Consider the following 24,759-nt stretch of genomic DNA (forward strand, 5'->3'; position numbering starts at 1 on the left):
TAAACTGCAACGGTACGGCTCCCTTGGTAGAACCTATAGGTTCTTAGATTCCGAAACCCTAGAATTCAGGTTTTTAGATTTCAGGGCTTTCCTTCAGCACACCCGTGCTGTAGCGGTACACGAACGCCGCCATAGCGTCGCGGTGCACCGGTTCCACGGGGCGGAACGAACCATCGGGCCAGCCGGTGGTTACGCCCTGCTCAGCCAGCCACGAAATCTCGCGGTAGAACTGCTTGTCGGTCGGAACGTCCGTGAAACGAGCCTGCGCGGGGGCAGTGTACTCGGGCGAACCCGCGTAACGGTAGAAGAACGCAGCCATCGCGTCACGGTTCACCGAACCCTCCGGGCGGTAGGTGCCATCGGGCCAGCCGGTCGTGATGCCCTGAGCCTTCATCCACTCAATCTCCTTGTAGTAGGGGTGGTTGAGCGGAACATCCGAGAAGCTCGGGGTGGACGGTGCGGTGTACTGCGGCGAGCCGCTCATACGGTAGAAGTACGCAGCCATGGTTGCGCGGTCCATATTGTTCAGCGGGCGGAAGGTGCCGTCCTGGTAACCGCGGTCAATCTGACGGGCAGCAATCCACGTGATTTCACGGTAGAACTGGTTATCCGCCGGAACGTCGGTGAAACGTGCATCGTGGATGGTACGAGCCACCTTCACGACCTGCGCACGGTCGCCAGCGGCAACACCGTTAGCGGTCTTACGGCCGCTCAGGTCACCGGTCGCGTTATGCATGTGCAGGAACAGAGCCTGACGCTCCTTGTTGTTGTTCTTGCGGTGAACGGTCAGCTGACCGCCGTCACGGTCCACGAACAGGCCGGGCACGCCCGACTCCTCACCGGTGAACCAAACACCGGGGTTGAAGGGGGAGTACTCGATAGCCGAGGTGGTGTCCACGTAGGGGTTGCCATCGTTGTACCAGGTGTCGGTCTGCACCGTGTACTTGATGCTCTGAGCCTTCTCAGCGGTCAGGCCCAGGTCCTTCAGCGGTACACCCAGAATCATGGTGTTGGTGTCCATGATGTTGGTGTCGGTGTCGCCCCAGGCGCTGTTCAGCGGGTAGCGAGCCACCACGGTGGATGCGTTACCGGAGATGGACCAGACCTTCACCAGCGGGTAGTCCAGACCCTTCTCACGGGTCACCTCCAGAACGTAATCTGCGGTGGAGTCGTTGTTCGTATCAATCTGCACCTGTACCTGACGGCCCCAGTGCATGCTGTCCCAGGTGCCCCAGGTCGAAATACCGAAGAACAGAGAACCATCGTTCGGGTTCTTGCCGGCAGCCTTCAACGCCGGAGCGTCCGAGGCGGCACCCACATACTGCAGGTCAACAGCCTGGTTCGACGGCAGCTTCAGCTGACCGGACGGAATACGGTCACTGACCGTACCCAGCTCAAACGCACCCAGCAGCGAACGGTAACCGCCCTGGTTCAGGGTCGTACCGCGCAGAGTCACCGTGGACTCCTTATCGGAGACGCCCTTGTAATCAATACGGGAGGCATCAACACGCATCTTCGAGACGGGCTTCGGTGCCACGTGAATCGACTGGCGGATCGCCTCGCGACCATTCTCAGAGAAAATCAGGCGACCAGAAGCGCTCGCAATGTACTGGCGCTTACCGGCAGCCAGAGTCTTACCGGTCGTCCAGTCCTGAGCGACCTGGTCGGCGCTCATCGCCGGGTCCATGGTCTTCTCCAGCTTGGACGGGTCAATACGCACGGTCACGGTCACGTTCTTACGCTCACCGGCACCCACGCTCACCTGCTGCGGGTAGGAGTACTCCACACCCGGGATGGTCGTGCTTGCCTCGTAGTTCAGAGTGTAGGTGTGAGCCTGCGAATCGGTGTTGTCCAGCACGATTTCACGCTGAACAGTCTGAATACCCGAATCGGGGGTGTACTCCAGTACACCGAACGCGGTCGAAACACGCTCGGGGGTCTTCGCATCGTACGCAATAACCTTCGCGTCCACGGCGGCGCGAGCATTCACCATGCCCGTACCCACACGATCCACCGCGTACTGCGTACCCTGCTCATTCTTGATCGGGGTGGACGCGCCGTTCATCAGCGCAGCCTTAATCATCTGCGGGTTGTAATCCTGATGCGCCTGCATCACCAGAGCGGCAACACCGGCAACATGCGGGGTCGCCATGGAGGTGCCGGTGAAGGAAACACCCTTATTGCCCGTGCCCACAGCGGCAGACACAATCTCAGTACCCGGTGCCGCAAGGTCAGGCTTAATGAAGCCATCAGAACCGTGCTGACCGCGAGCGCTCGAGGAATTCAGATCAAAAGCGTGCGAGTGAGGACCGCGGCCCGAAGCCTTGTAGTCCAGGTTCATCTCGACGGTCACCGGACCGGCAGCCAGGGCCTTCTCCAGGTCCTTCGTCGAAGAAGCAGTCAGACGCAGACCCGGAATGGTCGCATTACCACCAATGCCGATGGTGTAGCGCTCAGCCTTACCGGCCATCACCACACCAACACCGCCGGCAGCCTGAACGTTATCGAAACGCACCTTCGAACCGCACGGGAACGTCAAATCGTCCTGATCCCACTCGAAGTAAACCCACTTACCCTTCAAAGCCTTCGCCTCTTCAGCGGTGAAAGCCTCGCAAGCGTAACGGTTACGCTTCGGTGCGGCAACAACCTCGCCGCGCAGCTGATCAGCGGACGCCTTCGAATAATCGAAGTTCACAGAGTAATCACCCTGCAACCACTCCAAACCACTCTTCGTGGTCACGCGGGCACGGTCAATCGGCTGAGTGGAGCCGTAGGCGTTCGCCACCGACAGCGCCGCAGCAGCATTCGCCGGGCTACCCGAATCGGAGTAGGTGTCACCCACACCGTTGTAGTTATTGGCGTTACCGGCAGCAGCCACAGTGAACACACCCTGGCGCGCCATCGTATTAATCATGTACGACTCAGGGTCGTCAGCCGGGGCGAACTCGCCACCGAGAGACAGGTTCACAATGTCGGCGCGGTCAGAGAAATCACCGTCACCATTCGGGTCCATCACGGTATCAAGCGCCTTCATCACAACACTCGAATTGCCGTAGCAGCCGAACACACGAATCGCCAAAATCTGAGCATCGGGAGCAGTACCGGGGCCAATAGACATGCCCTTCAGCTGCTCCTCCGTCAGGTTCTTGTAATCGCCACGGTAAGTCGTACCGTTCGCCGTCACACCATAACCGGCGGCAGTACCCGCCACGTGGGTACCGTGACCGCCAGAACCGAAACCATCCGGGCGGCAATCCAGCGGGTTATTATCCGGCTGCGGAGTCGACTTCTCAGCCACCGACGCATTGTAGTCATCACCGACCAAGTCAATGCCGCCAATGAACTTATTACGATCAATCAGGCCCGAATCAGCGGACGGAAGCTCCGTCATCGCCTTAGCCTTCAGGTACGAATCCACCGTACCGGGGCCACCAAAATCAGCGTGCGTATAGTCAACACCGGAGTCAACAACCGCAATCTTCACGCCCTTACCCGTGTACCCCGTATTCTCACGAGTCCACGTGGCAAGAGTCTTCGTATCGATCTCGCTACCGGAGTTCATACGCTCCTTCGCGATAATCGGCGAAATACGCTCCACATCCGGGCGCTCCGCCAACGCACGAATCTGCGCAGCATCACCAGTAATTGCCGCACCACGCATCGCATTATGTGTGGTGTACATCAGCTTCGCGCCAGAAGCAGCCGCCACAGACTGAGCCTGCGACTGCACCTGGGCTGCAATAGCCTGCACCTGCGCCTGACGGTTTGCCGGCGCCTCCTTACGTGCCAGAACAGCCGCGGACTGGGTCTGCTCATACGCGCCCTTGCCCTTGAACTGCACATACACGGTGATTTGGCCTTCAGCCTTCTGCAGGCCAGGGCTGATACGCGAGGCAGCGTTACCGGATGCGCTCGCAGTGTTTCCTTCGACCTGCTGGGGGCTCTGAGCGTGAGCTGCAGAGAAAGTGGCGGGAACGCCGAGAGTAAGGGCAAGAGCTGCACTCAAACCGGTCGCACCGACAGCCTTCATTCTGCGGCGTGGCGCATGAGGCGTTGTCATGGAATCCTCCTTCGGATTTTCTATTTCTCGGTAATGCTGTGTGCTCTGTGGTTGTGTATCGGTGATGTGCGGAGGCGGCCCCACCGGCAGACGACGAGTGAGTGTATCCGCCGGTGAAACCGCCACCAAAACTTGAGAGGTTCCGCGGATTTCAGGCCCCGGACCCTGCCGGTTCCAGGTACCCCTCCCACCCCATGCAGGAGGTGGGAGAGGACCCGAACCGTTTGCTACCGGTTAGCTACCGTCTAGCGGCCGGCCTGGTTAGCAACCTTCTCGGTGTAGCGGTAGATGAATGCCGCCATTGCGTCGCGGGCAATGGGGGTCACCGGGCGGTAGGTGCCGTCCGGCCAGCCGGTGCTGATGCCCTTCGAAGCCAGCCACGTGATTTCACGGTAGAACTGGTTATCGGTGGAAACATCGCTGAAGTGGCTGGTTGCGGGCAGATCCACGTGCGGGGAACCCGCTGCACGGTAGAAGAACGCAGCCATGGCGTCACGGTTCACCGGTGCGGAGGGGCGGAACGTGCCGTCCGAGTAGCCGGTGGTGATGCCCTGAGCCTTCATCCACTCAATCTCCTTGTAGAAGGGGTGCGTGGTGGGAACATCCTTGAAGCTCGGAGTGGAGGGGGCAGTGAACTGCGGGAAACCCTGCATGCGGTAGAAGAACGCCGCCATTGCGCCACGTTCCACGGACTCCAGCGGGCGGTAGGTGCCGTCCGGGTAGCCGGTGGTGATGCCGCGCTGAGCCAACCAAGAGATCTCGGTGTAGAACTGGTCGGTGTTCTTCACATCGGTGAAGCGGGACGGAGTGATGTACTCAGTCTGCTGCTCCTTGATGCTCAGCACCTCGGCGCGGTTGCCCTTAGCGCCGTTGGTGCCGGAGAGATCGCCGGTGCCGTTGTGCAGGTGCAGCAGCAGCGCCTTGGCGGGGGTACCGGATTCGCCGAGCGCGGGGATTGCGTCAGCGGAGCGGTGCGCCGTCAGGGTGGTGGTGGGGGCATCCGGGTGGAGGCCAGCCACGGCGGAGGAGTCGCCGCTGAACCACAGCTTGGGGCTGAAGGGGCGGTACTTGATCCAGCCGGTTTCGCTGACGTTACCCCACTCGTACTGGGTGGTTGCGCTGACTCGGTACTGGATGTCCGGGTTGTTTGCACTGGTCAGGCCCAGATCCTTGAGGGGTGCACTCATGATGAGGGTGTTGGTGTCCATCATGTTGGTGTCCACATCACCCCAGGCGCCGTTGAGCGGGTAGTAGCCGAGTTCGACGAGGTTGCCGTTCTTGTAGCCGTAGAGGCGAACCAGCGGGTAGTCCAGGCCCTTAGCGCGGTCGGTGACCAGCTTGTAGTCGGTGCGGTTGTTGCCGTCAGTATCGATTTCTACGGTGAAGGTGTTCTCGTAGGAGACAACATCCCAGTTCGCCCAGGTGGAGATACCGAAGCGCAGGGTGCCGTCATCAGCGTTGCCGCCGGCTGCCTTCAGCGCGGGCGCATCCGAGGAAGCACCGACGTACTGCAGGTTCGCCTTAACGTTGCTGTTCAGCGACAGGGAGGTGGGAGCCACACGGTCCACGCTCGCACCGTACTCGAATGCGCCGAGCAGGGAGCGGTAGCCGCCCTGGTTGACCTCGGTGCCGTGCAGCGAGATCTGGGACTTGGTCCAGCCGGTGTCTGCCTTCTGTGCCTCGTCGCTGGAGGGCTTCTGGGTGAAGGTGACGGTGTCTTCGGCAGCGTGCATGGTGCTCACGGGCTTGGGGGTCACGTGAACGGGCAGGCGCAGTGCCTTGGTGCCGTCTTCGGTGAGGACGAGTCGGCCGGATGCGCTGGCAATGTACTGACGGTACTGCGCGGGAACGGTCTCGTTGCCGGTGTAGTAGTCAGTTGCGTTCTGGGTGGTGTCCATTGCTGCGTCGCGGGTCTTCTCCAGCTTGGACGGGTCGATGCGCACGGTGACTTCGAACTTCTTAGTTTCACCGGGTGCGAGGGTGACCGCGGAGGGGAAGGAGTATTCCACGCCGGGAATATTAGTGCTTTCAGCGTAGGACAGGGCGTAGGTGTGTGCCACGGAGTCGGTGTTCTCGACCGTCACCTCGCGGGTGAGGGTCTGAACGCCAGCATCCGGTGCGTACTCGAGTACACCGAAGCTCAGGGACACGGTACCGCTCTTGTCAGCGTTGTAGACGAGGGACTTCGACTGCACGGCAGCGAGGGTATCGAGTCGTCCGGCGCCCACACGGTCCACCGCGTATGGGTCACCGGATTCGGTGCGCACATCGTGGGTTGCGGTGTTCATGAGAGCGGACTTGACCTGTGCGGGGGTGTAGGTCGGGTGGCTCTGCATGACCAGGGCGGCGGAGCCGGTCACGTAGGGTGCCGCCATGGAGGTGCCGCTGAAGGTCACGGAGTTGTTACCGGTCGCCACTGCCGCGGAGGTGATGTACGAGCCGGGTGCCGCAATGTCGGGCTTGGTGTAGCCGTAGCTGCCGTGGAAGCCGCGGGCACTCATGGGGTTCAGCTGATCCAGCTTATCGGTGTCCACGCGCAGGGAGGACTTCAGCTCGTTGCCGAGGCGCACGGTCAGGGGCTTACCTGCCGCTTCTGCTGCGGTGATCTGTGCACGCAGGTCCTTAGCGGCGGATGCTGCCAGGCGGAAACCGGGCAGGGTATCGTTACCAGCAATACCCAGGCCGGGTTCTTCGTCATTGCCTGCAAGCAGCACGCCCTTGGCGCCTGCTGCCTCCAGGTTGTCGAAGCGCACCTTCGAGCCGCAGGCGAGTTCGCCGTCATCTTTAGCCCAGTCGATGAGCACCCACTTGCCCTTTACAGCTGCCGCTTCGGTGGCGCTGAGGGCGTTGCAGGCGTAGCGGTTGTTCTCGGAGATTGCGGTGAGTTCGCCGGTGAATTCCTTGGTGCCCGCCTGTGCCCAGGGGTAGGAGACGCTGTAGTCGCCGCGTACCTTGCGGGTGGTGCCGGTGGCGGGGTCGGTCAGCTCTGCCGCATCGACGGCGCGGGTGGAGCCGTAGGTGTTAGCTACGGTGATTGCGCTGGCTGCGGTGGCGGGGTGACCGGAGTTGGAATAGGTGTCGCCGCGCAGGCTGTAGTCGTTGGCGTTACCCGCAGAGATTACGGAGAGCACGCCGGCGCGGGTGAGCGCGTCAACGGCGTAGGCTTCGGGGTCGTCCTGCGGGGAGAACTCGCCGCCGAGGGACATGTTGACCACGTTCACGCGGTCGGAGAAGTCGCCGTCACCGTTGGGGTCGAGGGCACGGTCGAGCGCCTCAATAACGACGTTGGTGCTGCCGCTGCAACCGAAGACGCGGAAGGCGTAGATTTCAGCGTCGGGGGCGACGCCGGGGCCGATCTTCATAGTCTTGAGCTGCTCTGCGGTGAGCTTGCTGTAGTCGCCGGTGAAGGTGGCGCCGTCGGCGTTCACGCCGTAGCCTGCCGCGGTGCCCGCCACGTGGGTACCGTGGCCGCCGGTGGTGCAGTCGAGCGGGTTGCCGTCGGGGGTTGCGGTGTTGCTACCGTCGTAGGCGTCACCGACGAGGTCGTAGCCGCCAGCAACCTTGGTGCGGTTGATGAGTCCGGAGTCTGCGGAGGGCAGCTCGGTGAGCTTGGATGCCTTCTCGTAGTCTTCGAGCTTGCCGCTGCCGCCGAAGTCGGTGTGGGTGTAGTCGATGCCGGAGTCGATGACGGCGATCTTTACGCCCTTGCCGGTGTATCCGCCCGCGCCGGCGGGGTTGGTGGTGCCGGTCCATGTGGCGAGGGAGCCTGCGTCAATGGCGGCGCCCGCATTCTGGCGGTACTTGGGCAGGATGGGCGAGATCTTCTCTACGTCGGAGCGGTTGGCGAGTGCCTTGATGGACTCTGCATCACCGCGCACTGCCACGCCGCGTACTGCGTTGTGGGTGGTGTAGAGGACCTGCGCGCCGGACTGGCTGCTGACCTGCTGTGCCTGGCTCTGCACCTGGGAGGCGATTGCCTGCACCTGTGAGCTGGTGTTGACGGGTGCCTGCACGCCGGCGCGTACGCCTGCGGGCTGGGTCTGTTCAAAGGCGCCCTTACCCTTGAAGCGGACGAAGGCGGTGACGGTGCCGCTGGCGTTCTTCATGCTTTCGCTGAGTACTTGCTTGACGGCGTCGGGGTCTTCCGCGGCGTGGGCGGTGGTGCCCAGGGCTGCGAGGGGGCTCAGCGCCATGCTGAGGGTGAGTAGCCCGCTGCCGATTCGGCGTCGGTGCGACCGGCCGCGGGGGTTTGGGGAGGGGGTGTGTGTCACGGTGCTCCTTTGCTTGGCTCCCGGGGTGTTTCTGGGAGGCTTGTGGTGTTGTTCTGGTGGGTTCCAGCTGAACTTAAACACACTAGATGTGAACTAGGATACACCTCAAAATGGCTTGTGAAGCGTTTATTACTCCTAAATGCATCAAATTGTGGACATGTTCGACCCTTTTCTTTTTCACGCTTTTCATTTGCACTTGGGTTCAGGTTCTTTTCAAGTTCGGTTGTTAGTGTAAAACCATCTATTGAACATCTATCAAAAATGATGGGATAGGGAAGACCGAACCATGGTCAAACGACGCATTTCCCCGAAAGAGTCTGTCATGCACAGCTCCCACCTGCTGGCAGCCGGCGGCGTCCTGCGCCGTCTGCGCAGGCGGCGAACTTTTTCCCCTCGGCGACGGGTCATCCGGTGCTGAACCGGCGGCTGTATGGCCGCCCGGGCCCCACGATGCGCCGCATATCCCCCATGGGCACGGATGCTGCTGCATCTGCAAACCAGCAGGCGCCGTCCGCGTTCCCCTCCTGGTTGGGCGAGAAAGTAGAGGGTGCACCTCGACCTATCGGGTACATCCCTGCGGCACCGGTTGCGGGTAGGGTAAGCGGATTAGACCTGCGGAGGAAAGTATGGCCTGAGCTCATCGCCCTCTTCTTCATTGGTGTGGTGTTCAACCCCCTGACCTATATATCCTTGGCTTCTAGTACCGGGGTTTCTGGCGCTGGTGGGTATGTCTTCTACATCTTCATGATGATTACCACAGTGACTTTGGGTCTTCCCCTGTTCTTGTGGGTTGGTGCGCTGACTTATACGCTGGTCCGAGTGAGCCTAAAGTACCGGGCGCTGAAGTGGGAGGCTATGCCTCTCGGGTCGTTCTGGTTCTACCTGGTGTATGACCGCCTGCCTAGGGATGCTGAGGAGATGCAGTGGATTCTGGGTGCGGCGTCTTCGATGTCTTCCGCGGCGGCTCTGACTCCTCAGCCGCCGAACTCGAATATGGGCGGCGCATCATGACCGGCGGAGCGCAGGCGCAGAGCCCGCAGTGGCGTATGGATTCCTTCACAGTTGATGCCGCCCTGCCGGTGGCGACGGAACCTGTCTACGGTATTCCCGGCCCGAGCCTGCAGCCCATGCAACTACTGAGTGCGGTGTCGAAGGATGCCGGACCCACGCAGGTGGCTTCTGTGCGCTGGCAGAATCAGCCCGGCACCGCTGTGGCTCTTGCTGCACCGAGGGAAGACACCGGCGAAGCTCAGGTTGTTGGCTACATCCCTGCAAGTACACCGGAGGCCACCGTGGATTGGGCTAAGGCTCGTCTCGGGTACGCGTGGTGGCTGGTTTTGTGCGTAGTGTTGCAGGTGATTAACCCGTTCCTTCTGCTACCCCTGGTGTACATGGTGAATGAGCGGGTTGCCGGGGAGGTTCTTGGCGCCTATTTCTTTGTCTGGCTGTATTCGTTTTTCACGGTGCCCTTTATCTGGCTTGGCTTGATGATTTATTCGCTGGTGAAGCTCCACAGAAGCGGCGGGAGGCGGTGGCGAAGGCAACGACGTACGGTGCGTTCTGGTACCACCCGGTGTACGACCGCGCCCTGCAGGAGGGTGCCCACCCGGACGAAGCGGGGGAGCCCGAGGGATTGTCAGTGCCAGCGGAGTAGCTTCCCGCAAATGCCCCCAGTAGACCCCTGGTAACGTTGAACCCCCGGCAGTGTTAACACGTGCGTGTTGGAGCTTGTCGGGGGCTTTTTCTCAGCTTTTATCAGGCAGGTTTCAAGGGGCTGCCCAGCGCACGCTGGTACGGTGGTGCCACTAGGAGTATGTCTGGTAAGCAAAGGAGACGACCATGGCAGACCGACCCACTGAAAAGAAGGAAACTGCAAAGAAGGAAGAGACGTACCAGCCCCTCTGGGACACCGACCAGTCCATCCCGGAATACATGGCGCTACTCATGGACCAGCAGGCCTCAGAACAAGAAGGCGCTGAGCTGCACAAAGTCTCCGACAGCGAAGACTCCGACGGTAGCAACGAACCGGAAGACACCTCAGAAGATACTCACGAAAACGAAGTAGAAAACCACCCGGTAGCGCTCGCCTCTACCCAGCCCACCCAGTCCGCTGGCCAGCCTGTACTCTCTGCCCGTGAGCGGGCGCAGGCAATGCAGACTCAAACGATGCACGCCTACGGTGAATATGTTCGGCTAGAATCCCTCGGCTTGAGCCCGGGAGCTATTCTGCCGGTCATCCCCGACCCGCTCTTCGGCACCCCCGACTCGAAACTCATCGAAATGCGCCTGCTCGACCGCTCCCAGGATGAGTCCGCACCCATGCAGGCGTGCGCAGCCCACCTGAACCCGTCAAGGTTGAGGAGAACCCCATATCGCGGGCGGCAATGCTGCAACCGGTGGGCTATGTTCCAGTGAATAGGCCACCGACACAGTACAGCGTTGAAGACTTGAAGAAGGAGCTCGCCCTCACGAACATTTCGCTTGGTGTACTGCTGATGCTGAATCCCTTCGTGTTGGCGCCTCTTGCCAGCATCGTAGACCCCGAATACGGGTTGATGGTCGCGTTCATTTTCATAGTCATCGGTGTGGGGTCAATCTTTGTGGTTCCGATTCTGTGGATCATGGGCATTGTTCGCCTCTTCAAACGCCGGAATCAGATAAATGACCTCATCGAGGAGGGACAGGACCCGCCCACCGAGTTCTGGTACTACCTCGTGTACAACCGCCTGCCGGAAGGCTACACGGGCGTCAACGGCTTCACGAAGGAAGAAGAGGACTCTTTCTCGGTGTACGAGTTTTTGAAAAAGCAGGAACGCGCAAAGCTACACGAGGCTGTAGTACCGCGCGAGGCCTCCGCACTACAGAAGCCCGCCGCGCATCCTGCGCTCGCCGATGAAGAGAAACAGGACTAACCCCAAGCCAACCCATACCGTATAACAACCTGCCCCTCCACGCACGTAACACCACGTGGAGGGGCAGGGGCGTCTTTTTGTGTCATATTCGGGTTTCTTCGTCTGTTGTCCGGCGAGGGTTAATATTCCATTTACCTTGCCTTGATAGGGTGAAACCATCACGAGCGTTGAGACTAAGCAGAGCAAGGCGGGCACCCTCCAAGAACGGCGAGTTAGCCTGCCGCCGCACCTCAACGATTAGCTGTATCCACTCATCGATAGATTAAGGAAAAGAACGATGTCCCAGAACCCGAACCCTGAACAGTACAACCAGTACTCCCAGCAGGCACCCGCCTACTCGCAGGCGCCGGGTCAGCAGCCCAACGGTTACGTAGTCTCCTCCAAGGACGACCAGAACATGGCGATGCTCGCGCACCTGGCTTCTGCGATTCTGTCTCTGCTGTCCTTCGCAACCGCAAGTATTCTCGCGCCGCTGGTCATGTGGTTCATCTACAAGGACAAGCCCGGTTACGGTTTCACTAAGGAATCGGCACGCCGCGCGTTCAACTTCAACTTCTCCCTGTGGCTCGTCAGCATGGCTTCCTGGCTGCTGATGGTGGTGTCCCTCGGCATCCTGGGCATCATCCTGTGGGTTGTCCCGCTGGTTGTGGCTATCCTGATGGTTATCTTCCACAGCCTGGCTGCTATGGCCGCAAACCGCGGTGAGCAGTACACCTACCCGATGACCTTCATCGAGATCATCAAGTAGTCTTCATAAGCTCATACCGGTAGCGCCCCCGTCCGAATATCGGATGGGGGCGTTGCCGTGCCCGGTGAGGCTCACCGGCACCGTATCCGGCACGCCTACCGCCCCGTCACACGGGACTTAAAGGGGCGGGCACGGTATCATTAGAAGAGGTGTGCCTACCCGGATCATGAGGCGGTAGGTCGCCGCCGCGCCGTGAAATCCGGTGCGTATCTTCAAGGCTTTCAAGGAGCACAAAATGTCAGCTGTCGTGATTGTGGGCGCCCAGTGGGGCGATGAGGGTAAGGGTAAGGCAACCGACCTGCTCGGCCCCCGCGTAGACTACGTGGTCAAGCCCAACGGCGGTAACAACGCCGGTCACACCGTGGTGGTGAACGGCCAGAAGTTTGAGCTAAAGCTGCTGCCCGCGGGTATTCTGAGCGATAACGCCGTCCCCGTGATTGGTAACGGCGTGGTTGTTAACCCCGAGGCTCTTTTCGCTGAGATTGACGGCCTTGAGGCCCGCGGCGCTGACACCTCCCGCCTGAAGATTTCCGCTAACGCACACCTGGTCGCCCCCTACCACCAGACCATGGACAAGGTGACCGAGCGTTTCCTCGGCAAGCGCGCTATCGGCACCACCGGCCGCGGTATTGGCCCCGCCTACATGGATAAGGTTGGCCGCCTCGGCATCCGTGTTCAGGACATCCTGGACGAGTCGATCCTGCGTCAGAAGGTTGAAGGCGCACTGCGCCAGAAGAACGAACTGCTGGTGAAGGTCTACAACCGCCGCCACGTTGAGGTTGACGAGATCGTCGAGTACTTCATGTCCTACGCTGAGCGTCTGAAGCCGATGATTGTAGACACCACCCAGCTGCTGAATAAGGCACTGGACGAGGGTAAGACCCTGCTGATGGAAGGCGGCCAGGCAACCTTCCTGGACGTTGACCACGGCACCTACCCGTTCGTGACCTCCTCCAACCCGACCTCTGGCGGTGCGTGCGTCGGTTCGGGTGTGGGCCCGACCCGCATCTCCCGCGTAATCGGTATTCAGAAGGCGTACACCACCCGCGTGGGTGCTGGCCCCTTCCCGACCGAGCTGTTCGATGAGATGGGCGAGTTCCTGCGCACCACCGGCGGCGAGTTCGGCGTGAACACTGGCCGCCCGCGTCGTTGCGGCTGGTACGACGCCGTGCTGGCGCGTCAGGCTGTGCGCATCAACGGTTTCACCGACCTGTTCATCACCAAGCTGGACGTTCTGACCGGCCTGGATAAGATCCCGGTCTGCGTGGCTTACGACGTTGACGGTGTGCGCCACGACGAGATGCCGATGACTCAGACCGAGTTCCACCACGCTAAGCCGATTTTCGAGTACTACGACGGCTGGACCGAGAACATTTCGGATGCGAAGAGCCTGGATGAGCTGCCCGAGAACGCCCGCAAGTACGTGCTGAAGCTGGAAGAGATTTCTGGCTGCCGTATCTCCGCGATTGGTGTGGGCCCGGACCGCGACCAGACCATTGTGGTCCGCGACCTCATCAACGAAGACTAAGCGCAATAATTCAATACGTGAAAGCCCCCGGAGGCTACCTTACAGGTGCCTTCCGGGGGCTTTTCCTATGCCGGGTGCACGCGCGGTGCACATGACCAGGCGGGGCGTGTGCCGTATGCTGGAAAGAGCGCCTCGCACACGTGGCGCCAAAGCGTTCAGAGGAGTACAACGATGACCTACATTACCGGAGCCATCTACCCCAGCGGAGACCGCATCCGCGTAGGCACACCCGAAGAAGAAACCCTCAACGCCTACCAGCAGCCCAACACCGCCGTAGCCCTCGGATACGCCAACGCCAACATCCACGAACTACACGCCCTGCAAGAAACCTTCAACCTGCACGAACTCGCCATCGAAGACGCCGGACGAGGCCACCAGCGCGCCAAACTAGAACGATACGGCGACTCCCTCTTCACCGTCATCCGTCCCGCCATCTACCTCGACAAAGAAGAAGAAGTGCGCCTCAGCGAACTGCACCTCTTCACCGGCCCCCGCTACACCCTCGCACTCGTTCGCGACGAACAACGCAGCAACCAGCGCATCAACGACCAGTTCAACCTGCTCTACGCCACCCCCGATGCATCCCCCGCCCGACTGCTGCACCGCATCCTCGACAGCACCGTCGACGGGTACGCACCCGTGCTCGATGGCCTTGAAAACGACAGTGACGAAATCGAAGACATTCTCTTTTCCCACAGCGAGCGGCGCGAGGCCAACTCCCTCGCACAGCGCATCTACGAACTGCTCAACCAGGTTATCGACTTCCAGCGTGCCTGCCGACCCCTCGAATCCATGATCGGCCGCATCATCGAAGGGATGCGCACCGGCGCGCTCGACCCCTCACCCTACCCGGGCGTATCCGACGAAGAAAAGAACGAAGAAGCGGTCGAGCTTGCCCGGCAATTCCGCAACGTGCTCGACCACGTAACACAAACAAAAGAACGCCTCGAAGACCTTCGTAGCTCCCTCGAAAACGCCCTGCGCGTGCACGACACCCTGCTCGGTCAGCAGCAAAACGACGACACCAAGAAAATCTCCGCCTACGCGGCGCTACTCATGGTGCCCACCATCGTTGGCTCCGTCTACGGCATGAACTTTGAGGTCATGCCTGAACTCAAATGGGAGTTCGGCTACCCGGCGGCCCTGCTGCTGATGCTGGTCTCCTGTCTGCTCCTCTACTGGTTCTTCAAGAAGAATAAGTGGCTCTAACAGTCCACAAAACGGCACTGGCTAGGCCTTTAAACGCGTATGCCGCGCAGGGCATACACACATGCCTTACGCGGCGCGGTCGTACTGGGCACGCATTGCGCGGCGGCAATCGCGGCGCTCGCGCTTGAACTTCGTGCACATAGCCTTCGGATCGTCGAACATGGAGAAGTCCTTCGGCTCAGCCGCCAGACCCAAGGTCGACAGCTCAACCATCGTGAGCATTGCGTAGAACGTCTTGCGGCGCAGCTCAAAATTGCAGGCACCCGGAGCTGACTCCACCGCGAATACCGCATCGGTGCACTCCAGAGAACGCATGGCCCAGTGCTTGACCCACAGGTCACCATTGACCGGGCTCACGCCCATGCCGGTCAGCGCCAGACCGGTACCCTGCACACGCTCAAAGCGCAGGCACATCTCCAGGTCCTTCTCCAGGGGGAACACGAACAGCAGAGCGTTCTGTGCCGCCGCACGAAGCTCAGTCAGGTTCGCCTCGTAACCGGAAGCACCCTGAGTCAGCTGACGCATCACGCGGCCCATAGTGGAAGATACCGGCGCGGTACGGAAGCACGAACCTTCGGCAACCAGCTGTTCCAGAACGGTGCGGAACTCCTCCACCTCGAAGCGTTCCATACGCACCACGGTGCCGCACTGCATCAGCCAGTTGAACTCCTCATCACAGCGAAGCTGCTCATCGGCAGTGCAAGAAATCTGCGCCTGTGCGTGCTGGCCCTCGCGAGTGGTGTTGTCCATGACCGTTCCTTCCGTAGATGCTGAATCAATCCGCTGGCAACACCGCGGGAGGCGGTGTGCCCGGCCGGAAGGATCGTCCCTTCCAACACCTACACTCTATGAGCGACCCCTGACACGATAAGCAGTTTTTAATCTACCCCGGGGTAAAACTGAGAAAATTCTGAAAAATTCTGAAAACACCCGTGAAACCCCGTGAAACAGAGAAAACCGGGTGCCCCACAGTCGGAAACACCCGGTCACTCATACGGAATAAGACGGCACAACTAGCGCTGACGGTACAGCAACCACAGCATGTACACGCCACCCAACGCGCCCGTCACTAGGCCCACCGGAATCTGGAACGGCGCCAACGCACGAGCCGACACAAAATCAGCCAGTACCAAAATCACCGAACCCAGCAACGCCGAATGCCACATCGCCATACCCGGAGTGTTCCACAGGCGGCGCGCAATCTGCGGGGCAACCAGCGCCAAAAAACCAATCGGGCCCGCAACAGAAATCGCCACAGCCACCAGGAGCACGGCAGCCGCCACCAGCAGGTTCACGGTCCTCTTCACAGGCAAACCCAAACCCGCCGCTAAATCGTCGCCGAGCTCCAAGACGCGCAGGCGATGCGTCAGCATCAGCACCAGCGGAATCGCCACCAGCAGCAGCACCGCCTGCACCGACATCTGGTTCCACGACAGGGCATTTAGTGAACCGTGTTGCCAGGTCTTCGCCGCCTCCGCCTTCTCCAAATCACCGCGCGTAATCAGATAATCGTTCACGGAACTGAGCATCGCACTCACCGCAATACCGATCAGCACCATCTTCTGACCCATCGTCGCACCACCGCGCGCACCCGCCAGAAGCATCACCACAGCCGCCGTCGCAAAACCGCCAATAATAGCGCCCATACCCATACCCACGCCGGTAGAACTCAACGACCCAATCAGCACCACAGACAGTGCACCGGTTGCCGAACCCACCGTGAAGCCGATAATATCCGGCGAACCCAGAGCATTACGGGAAACCGATTGAAAAATAGCGCCCGACAAGCCCAAAGCCGCACCCACCACCACGGCGGCAAGCATACGCGGCAGACGCTGATTCAACACCAGCTGACGCTCAATCTCCGTGCCCTCACCCTGAAAAATCAGGCGAAACACCTGATCAGGGCTCATCTGATAACTACCAAACACCAGGGAGGCGACCGCCGCCACCACAAGCACCGCCACCACCAGCAGGGTACGCGGAATGGGGGTGCGATAACGCCCGGGAATATGCACAGACCCGGCTGCAGAACGAGACATAACGCTCACAATAAAACCTCTCAGAAACCGGGACCTACGAACCAGATACGCCAGATGAGCCAGCCGAACCAGTCGAGCCAGCCGAGCCGCGCACAACAGGGCGGTGAGCATGATGCGGACCGTGCTCCGACACGTGAGCCGGACCCGACGCATCGTGCGCCTGCGCCTTAGCGCCCATGCGGCTCTTCTTTGCACCGCGCGCACCGGTACTCAAATGCAGCACCAGAACCATCAGCACCGGGGCACCAATAAAGGCGGTCACAATACCCACCTCAAGCTCACTCGGCATGACCAGAACGCGACCCAAAATATCGGCGGCAAGCACCAACACCGGGCCGTACACCAGTGACAGCGGCAGCACACGCGCAATATCGGAACCCACCAGCAGGCGAACCACATGCGGCACGACCAGACCCACAAAACCAATCGGGCCCGCAATCGCGGTCGCCGCACCACACAGCGCCATAATCGCAATAATCGTCGCGCCACGCACCATCGTCACCGGCACACCCAGGCCGGCTGCCGCATCCTCACCGAGTGCCAGGGCACGCAGAGGGCCAATTAGCATGAACGACAGCACCATACCCAATGCCACAAAGGGCAGCGCAGACAGCACCTGCTCAAAGGTGCGGTTCTCCAGTGAACCCACCACCCAGAAACGGTGCGAATCAAAAGCCTTCGAATTAAACATCGTGATAATGCCGGTAATCGTGCCCAGGCAGGCATTCACCGCCACGCCTGTCAGTACCAGACGCGCCGTTGAATCCAGGTTCGGCTTAGAATCCACCAGGCCCATGACGAACACCAGTGCCGCCGCCAGACCCGAACCCAGTAGCGCCAGCCACAGCTGAACGAACGGGGACGACACCCCAAAAACGCCCACACCCACCACCACGGAGGCGGCAGCACCCGAGTTCACACCCAAAAGGCCCGGCTCAGCCAGCGGGTTGCGGCTCAACGCCTGCATGAGCACACCCGACACCGCCAACGCGGCACCCACCAGCAACGCCGCGGCGGTACGCGGGGCACGCTTCGCCCAAATCAGCTTCGACTCGATGGTGTTCGCCTCCGGGTGGAGGAAACCGTCAATGGAGCGGTCCAGGGTGAACAGGCGCGAACCCACCGCAAACGACAGGGCGCAGAGCAGCACCAGCAGAACACCGCCAATAATGAGCGCAACCGCCAGACGCGAGATAGACTTGCCGCCCTGACCGCCCGAGGATGCGCCAGATACGGCGTCCGAAGAAGCGGACAGGGCACGAATTTTCGCCAGGGAGGCAGCGCTGACGGTGGAGCCTTCGCTGACGGCGGGTCCGGAAGGGGTGGTGGTCTGTGGGGTCATATGCCTTGGAGGTGGTGGGGGAGCGGTGCGCTCCCGTGCGGACGGAGGATGCTTAACGTATCAATAGATGAGTATTAAGTATCGCATATGCATATATGAGGTTATCCTAATAAAATGGCAAATATGACGAATAAGATCACCCGCCGCTCCTTCGGCGCACTCGCACTCGGTTCCTTCGGTGCCCTCGCCCTGGCGGCATGCGGCTCCTCCAACACTTCCGGCTCTTCCTCCGCGTCTGCTTCTGCGACCGGTAAGAAGGTGGCACCCTCCACCCTGCCCTCCGGCATGGGCACCACCACCGTTGACGGCGAATTCCCCCGCACCGTCAAGCACTTCCGCGGTGAAACCACCATCAAATCCGCACCCTCCAAGGTCGTGATTCTCTCTACCGGTCAGCTCGACGGCGTGCTCTCCCTGGGCATCGTGCCCGTCGGCGCGGCAACCGCCGGTGATGCCGACCTGGTCCCCACCTACCTGAAGACCAAGTTCTCCGATAAGTCCGCAGAGCTCGACAAGATTGCCAAGGTCGGCAAGCGCACCGACCCGGACGTTGAGGCCATCGCAAACCTCAAGCCCGACCTTATCCTCATTAACAACACCAACAAGAAGGACGAGCTGTACGAGTCTCTCGCCAAGATCGCGCCGACCGTGGTCACCGAGGGTACCGGCGTCAACTGGAAGCAGGACTTCCTGCTGATTGCCGCCGCGCTGGGCACCACCGAGAAGGCTGAGAAGCTCATGGAGGAGTACAACACCAAGGCGAAGTCGGTCGGTCAGAAGGCTGGCAGCGAGAAGACCTTCTCCTTCCTGTACGCTTCCGCTGACCGCACCCGCATCTTCGCGAAGTCCTCATTCGTGGGCTCCATCTGCGCGGATGCGTCCCTGGCACGTCCCGTAGCTGCGCAGGTTGAGAAGACCTCCATCGACCTGAGCTCCGAGCAGCTTGACCAGGCTGACAGCGACTACCTGTTCTACGGTGTGCAGGGTGGCGACGAGTCCAAGCTGACCGGTGAGGCACTGTGGAGCACCCTCGAGGCTGTTACCGAGAAGCACGCGCACAGCGTGGATTCTGACATGTTCTTCCTGAACGCTGGCCCGGCTGCCGCGCTTGGTGTTCTGGAGACCATCGAGAAGGCGCTCTAAAGGTTCTAGCCTCTCGTAGAGATTCGTAGAGATTCGCCGGGAAGCCCCGCATTCTTACCTCTCATGCCCGCGCATGAGGGTGAGGAGGCGGGGCTTTCTGCACGCTTGGCACCTGCTTTCGCACCTGCTTCTTGCCAGCCGGATGCACTCGTGACCGGAATTGGTGCGCGCCCGCCCGAAATAGGGTCTAATGGGGGTAGAAGGCGCAGCGGTACCGTTGCCCGCGCCTGACACACTGAAACCTTACACACCGATTAATTCACCGACGAAACGAGCACGCAATGCCGAAGAACAAGCCGTTCAAGGACATCGAGAAGCAGGCGAAGCACGTTATTGACCTGCTCAACCAGGAGGGCGCCCGTAAGAAGGCTATCGCTCTGAAGCCCTTTGTTCCTGCCGAACCCTTGCCGCAGACCGCATCCAAGTTTGGTGGCCGACCGTACCTGCCTGCCGGGGAGTCTGCGCCGACCAATGAGAAGGGTGAGCCGCTGGGCATGATTGCGCAGATTAACTGCGCCGACCTGCCCGAGAATGACATTTACCCGGCGACCGGTATGTTGCAGTTCTGGATTAACCCGAACGATGAAGAGTGCTTGTGGGGCTTTGACTACGAGAACCCTCTCTCGCAGAAGAATCACCGCGTTGTCTACTACGAGACGTTGGGTGAGCCGAACCCGGATGCCCCGTTCCCCAACGTTGACTGGGACGAGGGCGGTTGGCCCATCGGTGGTTTCGACTGTGAGAGCGGCCCGCTCGAAATTGAGTACGGCATGACCTTTGAGGTGCGTGAGCAGGGTGTGACCGCCTCCGGCTACGACTACTACGACGTTTTTGGTGCGAAGTGGGATGAAACCTACCCGGATGAGTTGCTTCCCGAAGCGCACGAGAACCCGTATAAGAACCAGCCTCGCCGCGAAGCTCTCTACGAGTTGACGGAGCCTTTCGAATCGGAGGAAGAGTACTCCCACGTGGGCGGATACCCGTTCTTCGTGCAGAATGACCCGCGTGACGAGTTCAAGGAGCTGCGCGGCCACACGGTGAACCTGCTGACTATCGTCTCCGAATCGGAGAACGAGGAGAACGAAGACGAGGAGATTGAGATCATGTGGGGTGATGCCGGTGCGGCGAACTGGCTGATTACTCCGGAGGCGCTTGCCGCCCGCGACTTCTCGCAGGTCGTCTTTGAATGGGCTTGCGGCTAAACGTGGTTTTGGCTGAATAGTCGAAGGGGGAGGGAAATAGAGAATAACCGCTCTATTTCCCTCCCCTTTTTTGTGTACCTTTTATCGGGCACGTCTAAGCAGCGCGATACTTACGGTTCTTACTACGCGGCGGAGCTGTAGGAACAATCAGCTTCGCCTCCACAAGACGGCGCAGATCATTCGTAATGGAGGTACGTGAAGCGCCCCGACCCCAATGCTCTTGGATATACGCCGTGGAAACAGCCTCGCCCTGTGCACGCAGGCCGCGCACAATACCAGCCTGGCGTTCGCTGAGGCCGTCAAGCGACGCATCGGCGCCCGCCGGTTCGACGGTGTCGGCTGAATGTTTGCCCGCGGCATGGGTTGCGTGCTGAGTCTTATCCTCAGGCGCGGTCTTCTGTTCCGTAGAAGACACACCCTGCGGGGGCTGCATCAGAGTGACCTGCACATAGAGTAGACGGTCAGCAAATTGGGGAGCGGGTAGACCCGCCTCCTTCAGCGCGCGCAGAACCGTGGGAATACCGGAAGCCCTATTCTCTGCAATCAAACGCCCCGTACCCGGGTCGGGCAGATCAGTCAGAATGCTTGCCAAGTAGCTGTTGCGGGTTGAAGAAACACCGGGCTGACCGAAATCTCGGATAGTCACAGCACCGTAGATACCACCCGGGCTACGCACCACCAGGCGGTTGGTGTAGAGCTCAACCTGTACCTGTGAGCCGCGCGCACCCGGCGAGTAGTCGCGGTGCATGAGGGCGTTGACCAAGAGCTCGCGGATAGCCTCCAGCGGATACTCGTAGCGCTCAACCCGCCCGATACCGCTACTGTTGAGGCCCTCCATCGTGGACGTTTTGCGCATATTGCGAACCAAAACGCCCATAGCTTCATCCAACATGGAGGGGATAGGCCCGGTACAGCTGTGATTGTCCAGAAAACGTCGACCGTCCTCAGTGATCTCACCAAGCTCTTCACCGGGAAGAACAACAACGCTCATCATCAGCTGCGGGAAGAACGCCTGCGGGTAGGATCCCATGGCGAGAAGCGCCCCAAGAGTGGGCACTTCTCGGCCCTCAGAATCGATGCGTAGAATGCGTGCCTGCAGAAGAACCTCACGGTCAGAAAGCGCCGCAAAAACGCGAGGCTGCTCCTCGCGGAGGCGAGCGACATAGGCACTCACAAGGGTGGGGGAGAGGTCCTTGAAGCTTGCCTCGCTGACCAGCTCCTCGTCGTAGCGGGGCTGACTGCGGTTCTCTAGGAGGCGGTCAATCTCGTACTTGGTGAGGCGAATATCGGCCTCGCCGACGCGCTGGTAGGAGCCGTTATACATACCGTGTGCTTCGATGTAGTAGGGCTTCTGTGTCGGGTCGCCGGGGAGCACATCGATGCGCACGATACGGTGCTGCTCGTCTGCCGCCTCAATTTGAATATCTACCGGGGGTCGAGGTGTGATCTTGGAACGGATTGCCTCAACGGATGCGTCGTGGACTGCCTGTGCGTTGAAACCTTCAACTGGCTGTAGACCTTCTGCCGGGTCGGTGAGGCCAAGAAGAATGGTGCCACCGTCGCCGTTGGCGAAGGCACTAACGGTTTCAAGAACGGATTTGGGGAACCCGCCAGCTGCAGCTTTGACTTCTACTCGCCCGTTTTCAGCCTGGCTACGGCGTAGGTTTTCGATGAGTTCGGCGGTGTTTGTTTCCATGCATGCTCCCGATGGCTACTTCTTGGTGAACGTCATAGCAACGTCATAACAGCATCATAACAAGTTCTGCGATGATGTTGTTATGATCCTGCGATGATGTTGATATGATTCGCTGTCTTCATCATTCTTAGAATCTTAAAAACCCCGAAATTGCAGGCTAAAACTGGGCATTCCTGTCGGTCTCATTGACCGCGCATCATATCAGCTGTCATAACAACTTCTGTTATGACGGCTGATATGATGCCCCGCTAAGACCCGTACGGCAGTCCCCGCTCACCAAAATAGCCCCGTCATAATCCGCAATAAACGACATATAGGCACCCGCACTTGGTGCACCCCGCCGCCGGTGGCACAGTATAAAGTCGAGCCACTATCGACTCCCCGCACACAGGCGGGCAGATACACCAGGAGCAAACCAATGGCTGAACACACTTTCGGCTTCCGCACCCGCGCACTACACGCGGGCGGCACCCCCGACGCTGAACACGGTGCCCGCGCGGTCCCTATCTACCAGACTTCCTCCTTCGTTTTCAAAGACGCTGACGACGCCGCGAACCTCTTCTCCCTGCAGAAGTACGGCAACATCTACTCGCGCCTGTCCAACCCGACCGTCGCCGCGCTGGAGGAGCGCATCGCCTCCCTCGAAGGCGGCATCGGTGCGGTAGCGACCGCATCCGGCATGGCTGCCGAGTTCATCACCTTCGCGGCTCTGTGCCAGCAGGGCGACCACATTGTGGCATCTTCCCAGCTGTACGGCGGCACCGTCACCCAGCTGGACGTGTCTCTGCGCCGCTTCGGCATTGAGACCACCTTCGTGCCCGGCACCGACCCCGCCGACTACAAGGCGGCCCTGACCGAGAACACCAAGGCGATCTACACCGAGATCGTGGCGAACCCCTCCGGTGAGGTTGCCGACCTGGAAGGCCTCGCAGAGGTCGCCCACGAGGCGGGCATCCCCCTGGTCGTGGACGCAACCCTGTCCACCCCCTACCTGATCCGCCCCATCGAGCACGGCGCGGACATCGTCATTCACTCGGTCACCAAGTTCCTGGGCGGTCACGGCACCACCCTCGGCGGTATCGTCGTCGAGTCCGGTCGTTTCAACTGGGGTAACGGCAACTTCCCGTCCATGACCGAGCCGGTTCCCTCCTACAACGGCGTGTCCTGGTGGGGTAACTTCGGTGAGTTCGGTTTCCTGACTAAGCTGCGTTCTGAGCAGCTGCGTGACTTCGGCCCGTCGCTGAGCCCGCAGTCCGCGTTCAACCTGCTGCAGGGTGTTGAGACCCTGCCGCAGCGCATGGACGCGCACCTGGCGAACGCTAAGCAGGTTGTCGCATGGCTGGTTGAGGATCAGCGTATCGCCTACGTGAACTACGCCGGTCTGGAAGACCACCCGCACCACGAGCGTGCGAAGAAGCTTCTGCCGCTGGGCGTCGGTTCTGTGTTCTCCTTCGGTGTGAAGGCGACCGAGAAGGCTTCCGGCCGCCTGGTCGGCGGCGAGTTCATCGGTGCCCTGCAGCTGGCAAGCCACCTGGCGAACATCGGTGACGCCCGCACCCTGGTGCTGCACCCGGGTTCGACCACGCACCAGCAGCTGACCGCTGAGCAGCTGGCTGCTGGCGGTGTCGGTGAGGACCTGATCCGCATTTCCGTGGGTCTGGAAGATATTGAAGACATCATTTGGGACCTGGATCAGGCGCTGACCTACGCGACCGGCCTGAACCACGCCGGTGAGCGTGTGGGCGAGTCCAGCGCAGACAAGGTTGTGGAGGCTGAGGAGGCGGTTGCCGCCGCTAAGGCCGCCGAGGACGCTGCCGCCGCTGAGGCTGCTGCTGGCGCATCCTGCTCCCTGCCTACTACCACTCAGGAGGAAAAGTAATGACTGAGAAGCGTACCTGGGTGGGTCCTTCCGCCCCTGAGCGTCTGAACATTCTGCGTAATACCCGCACGATCGCGATTGTGGGTATGAGCGATAAGATTTCGCGTGCCTCGTACTTTGTGGCAACGTACCTGCAGTCGGCGTCGCCGTACAAGCTGTATTTTGTGAACCCGATTCTGGCGGCGAAGGGCAAGCTTGTGCTGGGTCAGCCGGTGTACCCGTCGCTGCAGGACCTGCCGGAGGTCCCGGATCTGGTGGAGATTTTCCGCCGTAATGAGGACCTGCCGGGCGTGGTTCAGGAGGCTGTAGATCTGGGCGCGAAGACCGTGTGGATGCAGCTGGGCTCCTGGAGTGAGGAGGCCGCCGCGATTGGTGAGGCTGCCGGCCTGAACGTGGTGATGGATAAGTGCGTGAAGATTGAGCACGCGCGTTTCCACGGTGGCCTGCACCTGGCTGGTTTCAACACGGGCGTGATTTCTTCGAAGCGTCAGGTGCTGTCGAAGTAAGCAACCTGTGCTGTATAAGCCGCTGTAGCTTGTAATTACAAAAAATCAGGCGCTCGTTAGCGTTTGAACGGAAGGGGCGTACCCGGGTGATTCCCGGGTGCGCCCCTCCTTCATTGAGGACGAAGTAGTGATATAAGCAACCATAAGATGACCAGGGAAAACACCCAGATTCCTTGAGCGCGTGTAGCTCCAATGTTATTGTTGTAGTAACAGTCCCCCCT

The 24,759-nt window shown here is 60.4% G+C and carries 17 protein-coding genes; 11 read left to right on the plus strand and 6 right to left on the minus strand.

Annotated features, from left to right (window positions below; translation table 11 throughout):
• Positions 1-73: 73 nt before the first annotated feature.
• Positions 74-4,060, minus strand: a complete 3,987-nt coding sequence (locus HMPREF2927_RS02235) for a S8 family serine peptidase (RefSeq protein ID WP_070685161.1) — start codon at positions 4,058-4,060, stop codon at positions 74-76.
• Between the two features lie 245 nt (positions 4,061-4,305).
• Entirely contained in the window at positions 4,306-8,253 is a 3,948-nt protein-coding gene (locus tag HMPREF2927_RS02240) for a S8 family serine peptidase (RefSeq protein ID WP_371441153.1), read from the minus strand.
• Between the two features lie 528 nt (positions 8,254-8,781).
• Here HMPREF2927_RS02240 and HMPREF2927_RS02245 point away from each other — a divergent pair.
• The 7 genes from HMPREF2927_RS02245 to HMPREF2927_RS02270 all read left to right on the plus strand — a co-directional run bounded on the left by HMPREF2927_RS02245 (position 8,782) and on the right by HMPREF2927_RS02270 (position 14,728).
• Positions 8,782-9,342: a hypothetical protein gene (locus HMPREF2927_RS02245; protein ID WP_246827327.1), complete on the plus strand. Its 561-nt coding sequence runs from the start codon at positions 8,782-8,784 to the stop codon at positions 9,340-9,342.
• Positions 9,255-10,019, plus strand: coding sequence for a hypothetical protein (locus HMPREF2927_RS02250; protein WP_141754867.1), 765 nt, complete (start codon positions 9,255-9,257; stop codon positions 10,017-10,019). Before HMPREF2927_RS02245 ends, HMPREF2927_RS02250 begins: the two co-directional genes overlap by 88 nt.
• Positions 10,020-10,170: 151 nt before the next feature.
• Complete coding sequence (locus tag HMPREF2927_RS09205) at positions 10,171-10,746, plus strand: hypothetical protein (RefSeq protein ID WP_246827328.1); 576 nt, start codon at positions 10,171-10,173, stop codon at positions 10,744-10,746.
• 32 nt (positions 10,747-10,778) lie between these two features.
• Complete coding sequence (locus HMPREF2927_RS09210; protein ID WP_246827329.1) at positions 10,779-11,243, plus strand: hypothetical protein; 465 nt, start codon at positions 10,779-10,781, stop codon at positions 11,241-11,243.
• A 277-nt stretch (positions 11,244-11,520) separates the two neighbouring features.
• The gene (locus HMPREF2927_RS02260) at positions 11,521-11,991 is read left to right on the plus strand and encodes a DUF4870 domain-containing protein (protein WP_070685167.1); all 471 of its coding nucleotides are present in this window, start codon (positions 11,521-11,523) and stop codon (positions 11,989-11,991) included.
• Positions 11,992-12,226: 235 nt separating this feature from the next.
• Positions 12,227-13,519 (plus strand): adenylosuccinate synthase, encoded by a 1,293-nt coding sequence (locus HMPREF2927_RS02265; protein WP_070629267.1) that lies wholly within the window; start codon positions 12,227-12,229, stop codon positions 13,517-13,519.
• Positions 13,520-13,690: 171 nt separating this feature from the next.
• On the plus strand, positions 13,691-14,728 hold the full coding sequence (locus tag HMPREF2927_RS02270) for a magnesium and cobalt transport protein CorA (protein WP_070685169.1): 1,038 nt from the start codon (positions 13,691-13,693) through the stop codon (positions 14,726-14,728).
• Positions 14,729-14,794: 66 nt separating this feature from the next.
• Here HMPREF2927_RS02270 and HMPREF2927_RS02275 read toward each other — a convergent pair whose 3' ends face one another.
• The 3 genes from HMPREF2927_RS02275 to HMPREF2927_RS02285 all read right to left on the minus strand — a co-directional run bounded on the left by HMPREF2927_RS02275 (position 14,795) and on the right by HMPREF2927_RS02285 (position 18,112).
• Complete coding sequence (locus HMPREF2927_RS02275; protein ID WP_070685172.1) at positions 14,795-15,478, minus strand: integrase; 684 nt, start codon at positions 15,476-15,478, stop codon at positions 14,795-14,797.
• A 263-nt stretch (positions 15,479-15,741) separates the two neighbouring features.
• Positions 15,742-16,770 (minus strand): FecCD family ABC transporter permease, encoded by a 1,029-nt coding sequence (locus HMPREF2927_RS02280; protein ID WP_070685338.1) that lies wholly within the window; start codon positions 16,768-16,770, stop codon positions 15,742-15,744.
• 34 nt (positions 16,771-16,804) lie between these two features.
• Entirely contained in the window at positions 16,805-18,112 is a 1,308-nt protein-coding gene (locus HMPREF2927_RS02285) for a FecCD family ABC transporter permease (RefSeq protein WP_070685173.1), read from the minus strand.
• A 123-nt stretch (positions 18,113-18,235) separates the two neighbouring features.
• On the opposite strand from HMPREF2927_RS02285, the gene HMPREF2927_RS02290 reads away from it, so the two are divergent.
• On the plus strand, positions 18,236-19,255 hold the full coding sequence (locus HMPREF2927_RS02290; protein ID WP_070685340.1) for an ABC transporter substrate-binding protein: 1,020 nt from the start codon (positions 18,236-18,238) through the stop codon (positions 19,253-19,255).
• Between the two features lie 281 nt (positions 19,256-19,536).
• Positions 19,537-20,457, plus strand: coding sequence for a YwqG family protein (locus HMPREF2927_RS02295; RefSeq protein WP_070685175.1), 921 nt, complete (start codon positions 19,537-19,539; stop codon positions 20,455-20,457).
• Positions 20,458-20,551: 94 nt separating this feature from the next.
• Here the strand turns inward: HMPREF2927_RS02295 and HMPREF2927_RS02300 are convergent, their stop codons facing one another.
• Complete coding sequence (locus HMPREF2927_RS02300; protein ID WP_070685177.1) at positions 20,552-22,153, minus strand: ATP-binding protein; 1,602 nt, start codon at positions 22,151-22,153, stop codon at positions 20,552-20,554.
• Between the two features lie 418 nt (positions 22,154-22,571).
• On the opposite strand from HMPREF2927_RS02300, the gene HMPREF2927_RS02305 reads away from it, so the two are divergent.
• Both HMPREF2927_RS02305 and HMPREF2927_RS02310 read left to right on the plus strand, forming a co-directional pair.
• Positions 22,572-24,032: an O-acetylhomoserine aminocarboxypropyltransferase/cysteine synthase family protein gene (locus HMPREF2927_RS02305; protein ID WP_070685179.1), complete on the plus strand. Its 1,461-nt coding sequence runs from the start codon at positions 22,572-22,574 to the stop codon at positions 24,030-24,032.
• Entirely contained in the window at positions 24,032-24,538 is a 507-nt protein-coding gene (locus HMPREF2927_RS02310; RefSeq protein WP_005509183.1) for a CoA-binding protein, read from the plus strand. Before HMPREF2927_RS02305 ends, HMPREF2927_RS02310 begins: the two co-directional genes overlap by 1 nt.
• Positions 24,539-24,759: the final 221 nt, after the last annotated feature.

The organism is Rothia sp. HMSC061E04, from assembly GCF_001813685.1.
Classification (GTDB): Bacteria; Actinomycetota; Actinomycetes; order Actinomycetales; family Micrococcaceae; genus Rothia; species Rothia mucilaginosa.

Bases quoted from the DNA above. Each gene is read 5' to 3' on its own strand.
- HMPREF2927_RS02300 (WP_070685177.1), bottom strand. From the start codon at position 22,153: ATGGAAACAAACACCGCCGAACTCATCGAAAACCTACGCCGTAGCCAG.
- HMPREF2927_RS02260 (WP_070685167.1), top strand. From the start codon at position 11,521: ATGTCCCAGAACCCGAACCCTGAACAGTACAACCAGTACTCCCAGCAG.
- HMPREF2927_RS02305 (WP_070685179.1), top strand. From the start codon at position 22,572: ATGGCTGAACACACTTTCGGCTTCCGCACCCGCGCACTACACGCGGGC.
- HMPREF2927_RS02290 (WP_070685340.1), top strand. From the start codon at position 18,236: ATGACGAATAAGATCACCCGCCGCTCCTTCGGCGCACTCGCACTCGGT.
- HMPREF2927_RS02270 (WP_070685169.1), top strand. From the start codon at position 13,691: ATGACCTACATTACCGGAGCCATCTACCCCAGCGGAGACCGCATCCGC.
- HMPREF2927_RS02295 (WP_070685175.1), top strand. From the start codon at position 19,537: ATGCCGAAGAACAAGCCGTTCAAGGACATCGAGAAGCAGGCGAAGCAC.
- HMPREF2927_RS02285 (WP_070685173.1), bottom strand. From the start codon at position 18,112: ATGACCCCACAGACCACCACCCCTTCCGGACCCGCCGTCAGCGAAGGC.
- HMPREF2927_RS02240 (WP_371441153.1), bottom strand. From the start codon at position 8,253: ATGGCGCTGAGCCCCCTCGCAGCCCTGGGCACCACCGCCCACGCCGCG.
- HMPREF2927_RS02235 (WP_070685161.1), bottom strand. From the start codon at position 4,060: ATGACAACGCCTCATGCGCCACGCCGCAGAATGAAGGCTGTCGGTGCG.
- HMPREF2927_RS02280 (WP_070685338.1), bottom strand. From the start codon at position 16,770: ATGTCTCGTTCTGCAGCCGGGTCTGTGCATATTCCCGGGCGTTATCGC.
- HMPREF2927_RS09205 (WP_246827328.1), top strand. From the start codon at position 10,171: ATGGCAGACCGACCCACTGAAAAGAAGGAAACTGCAAAGAAGGAAGAG.
- HMPREF2927_RS02245 (WP_246827327.1), top strand. From the start codon at position 8,782: ATGCGCCGCATATCCCCCATGGGCACGGATGCTGCTGCATCTGCAAAC.
- HMPREF2927_RS02275 (WP_070685172.1), bottom strand. From the start codon at position 15,478: ATGGACAACACCACTCGCGAGGGCCAGCACGCACAGGCGCAGATTTCT.
- HMPREF2927_RS02310 (WP_005509183.1), top strand. From the start codon at position 24,032: ATGACTGAGAAGCGTACCTGGGTGGGTCCTTCCGCCCCTGAGCGTCTG.
- HMPREF2927_RS02265 (WP_070629267.1), top strand. From the start codon at position 12,227: ATGTCAGCTGTCGTGATTGTGGGCGCCCAGTGGGGCGATGAGGGTAAG.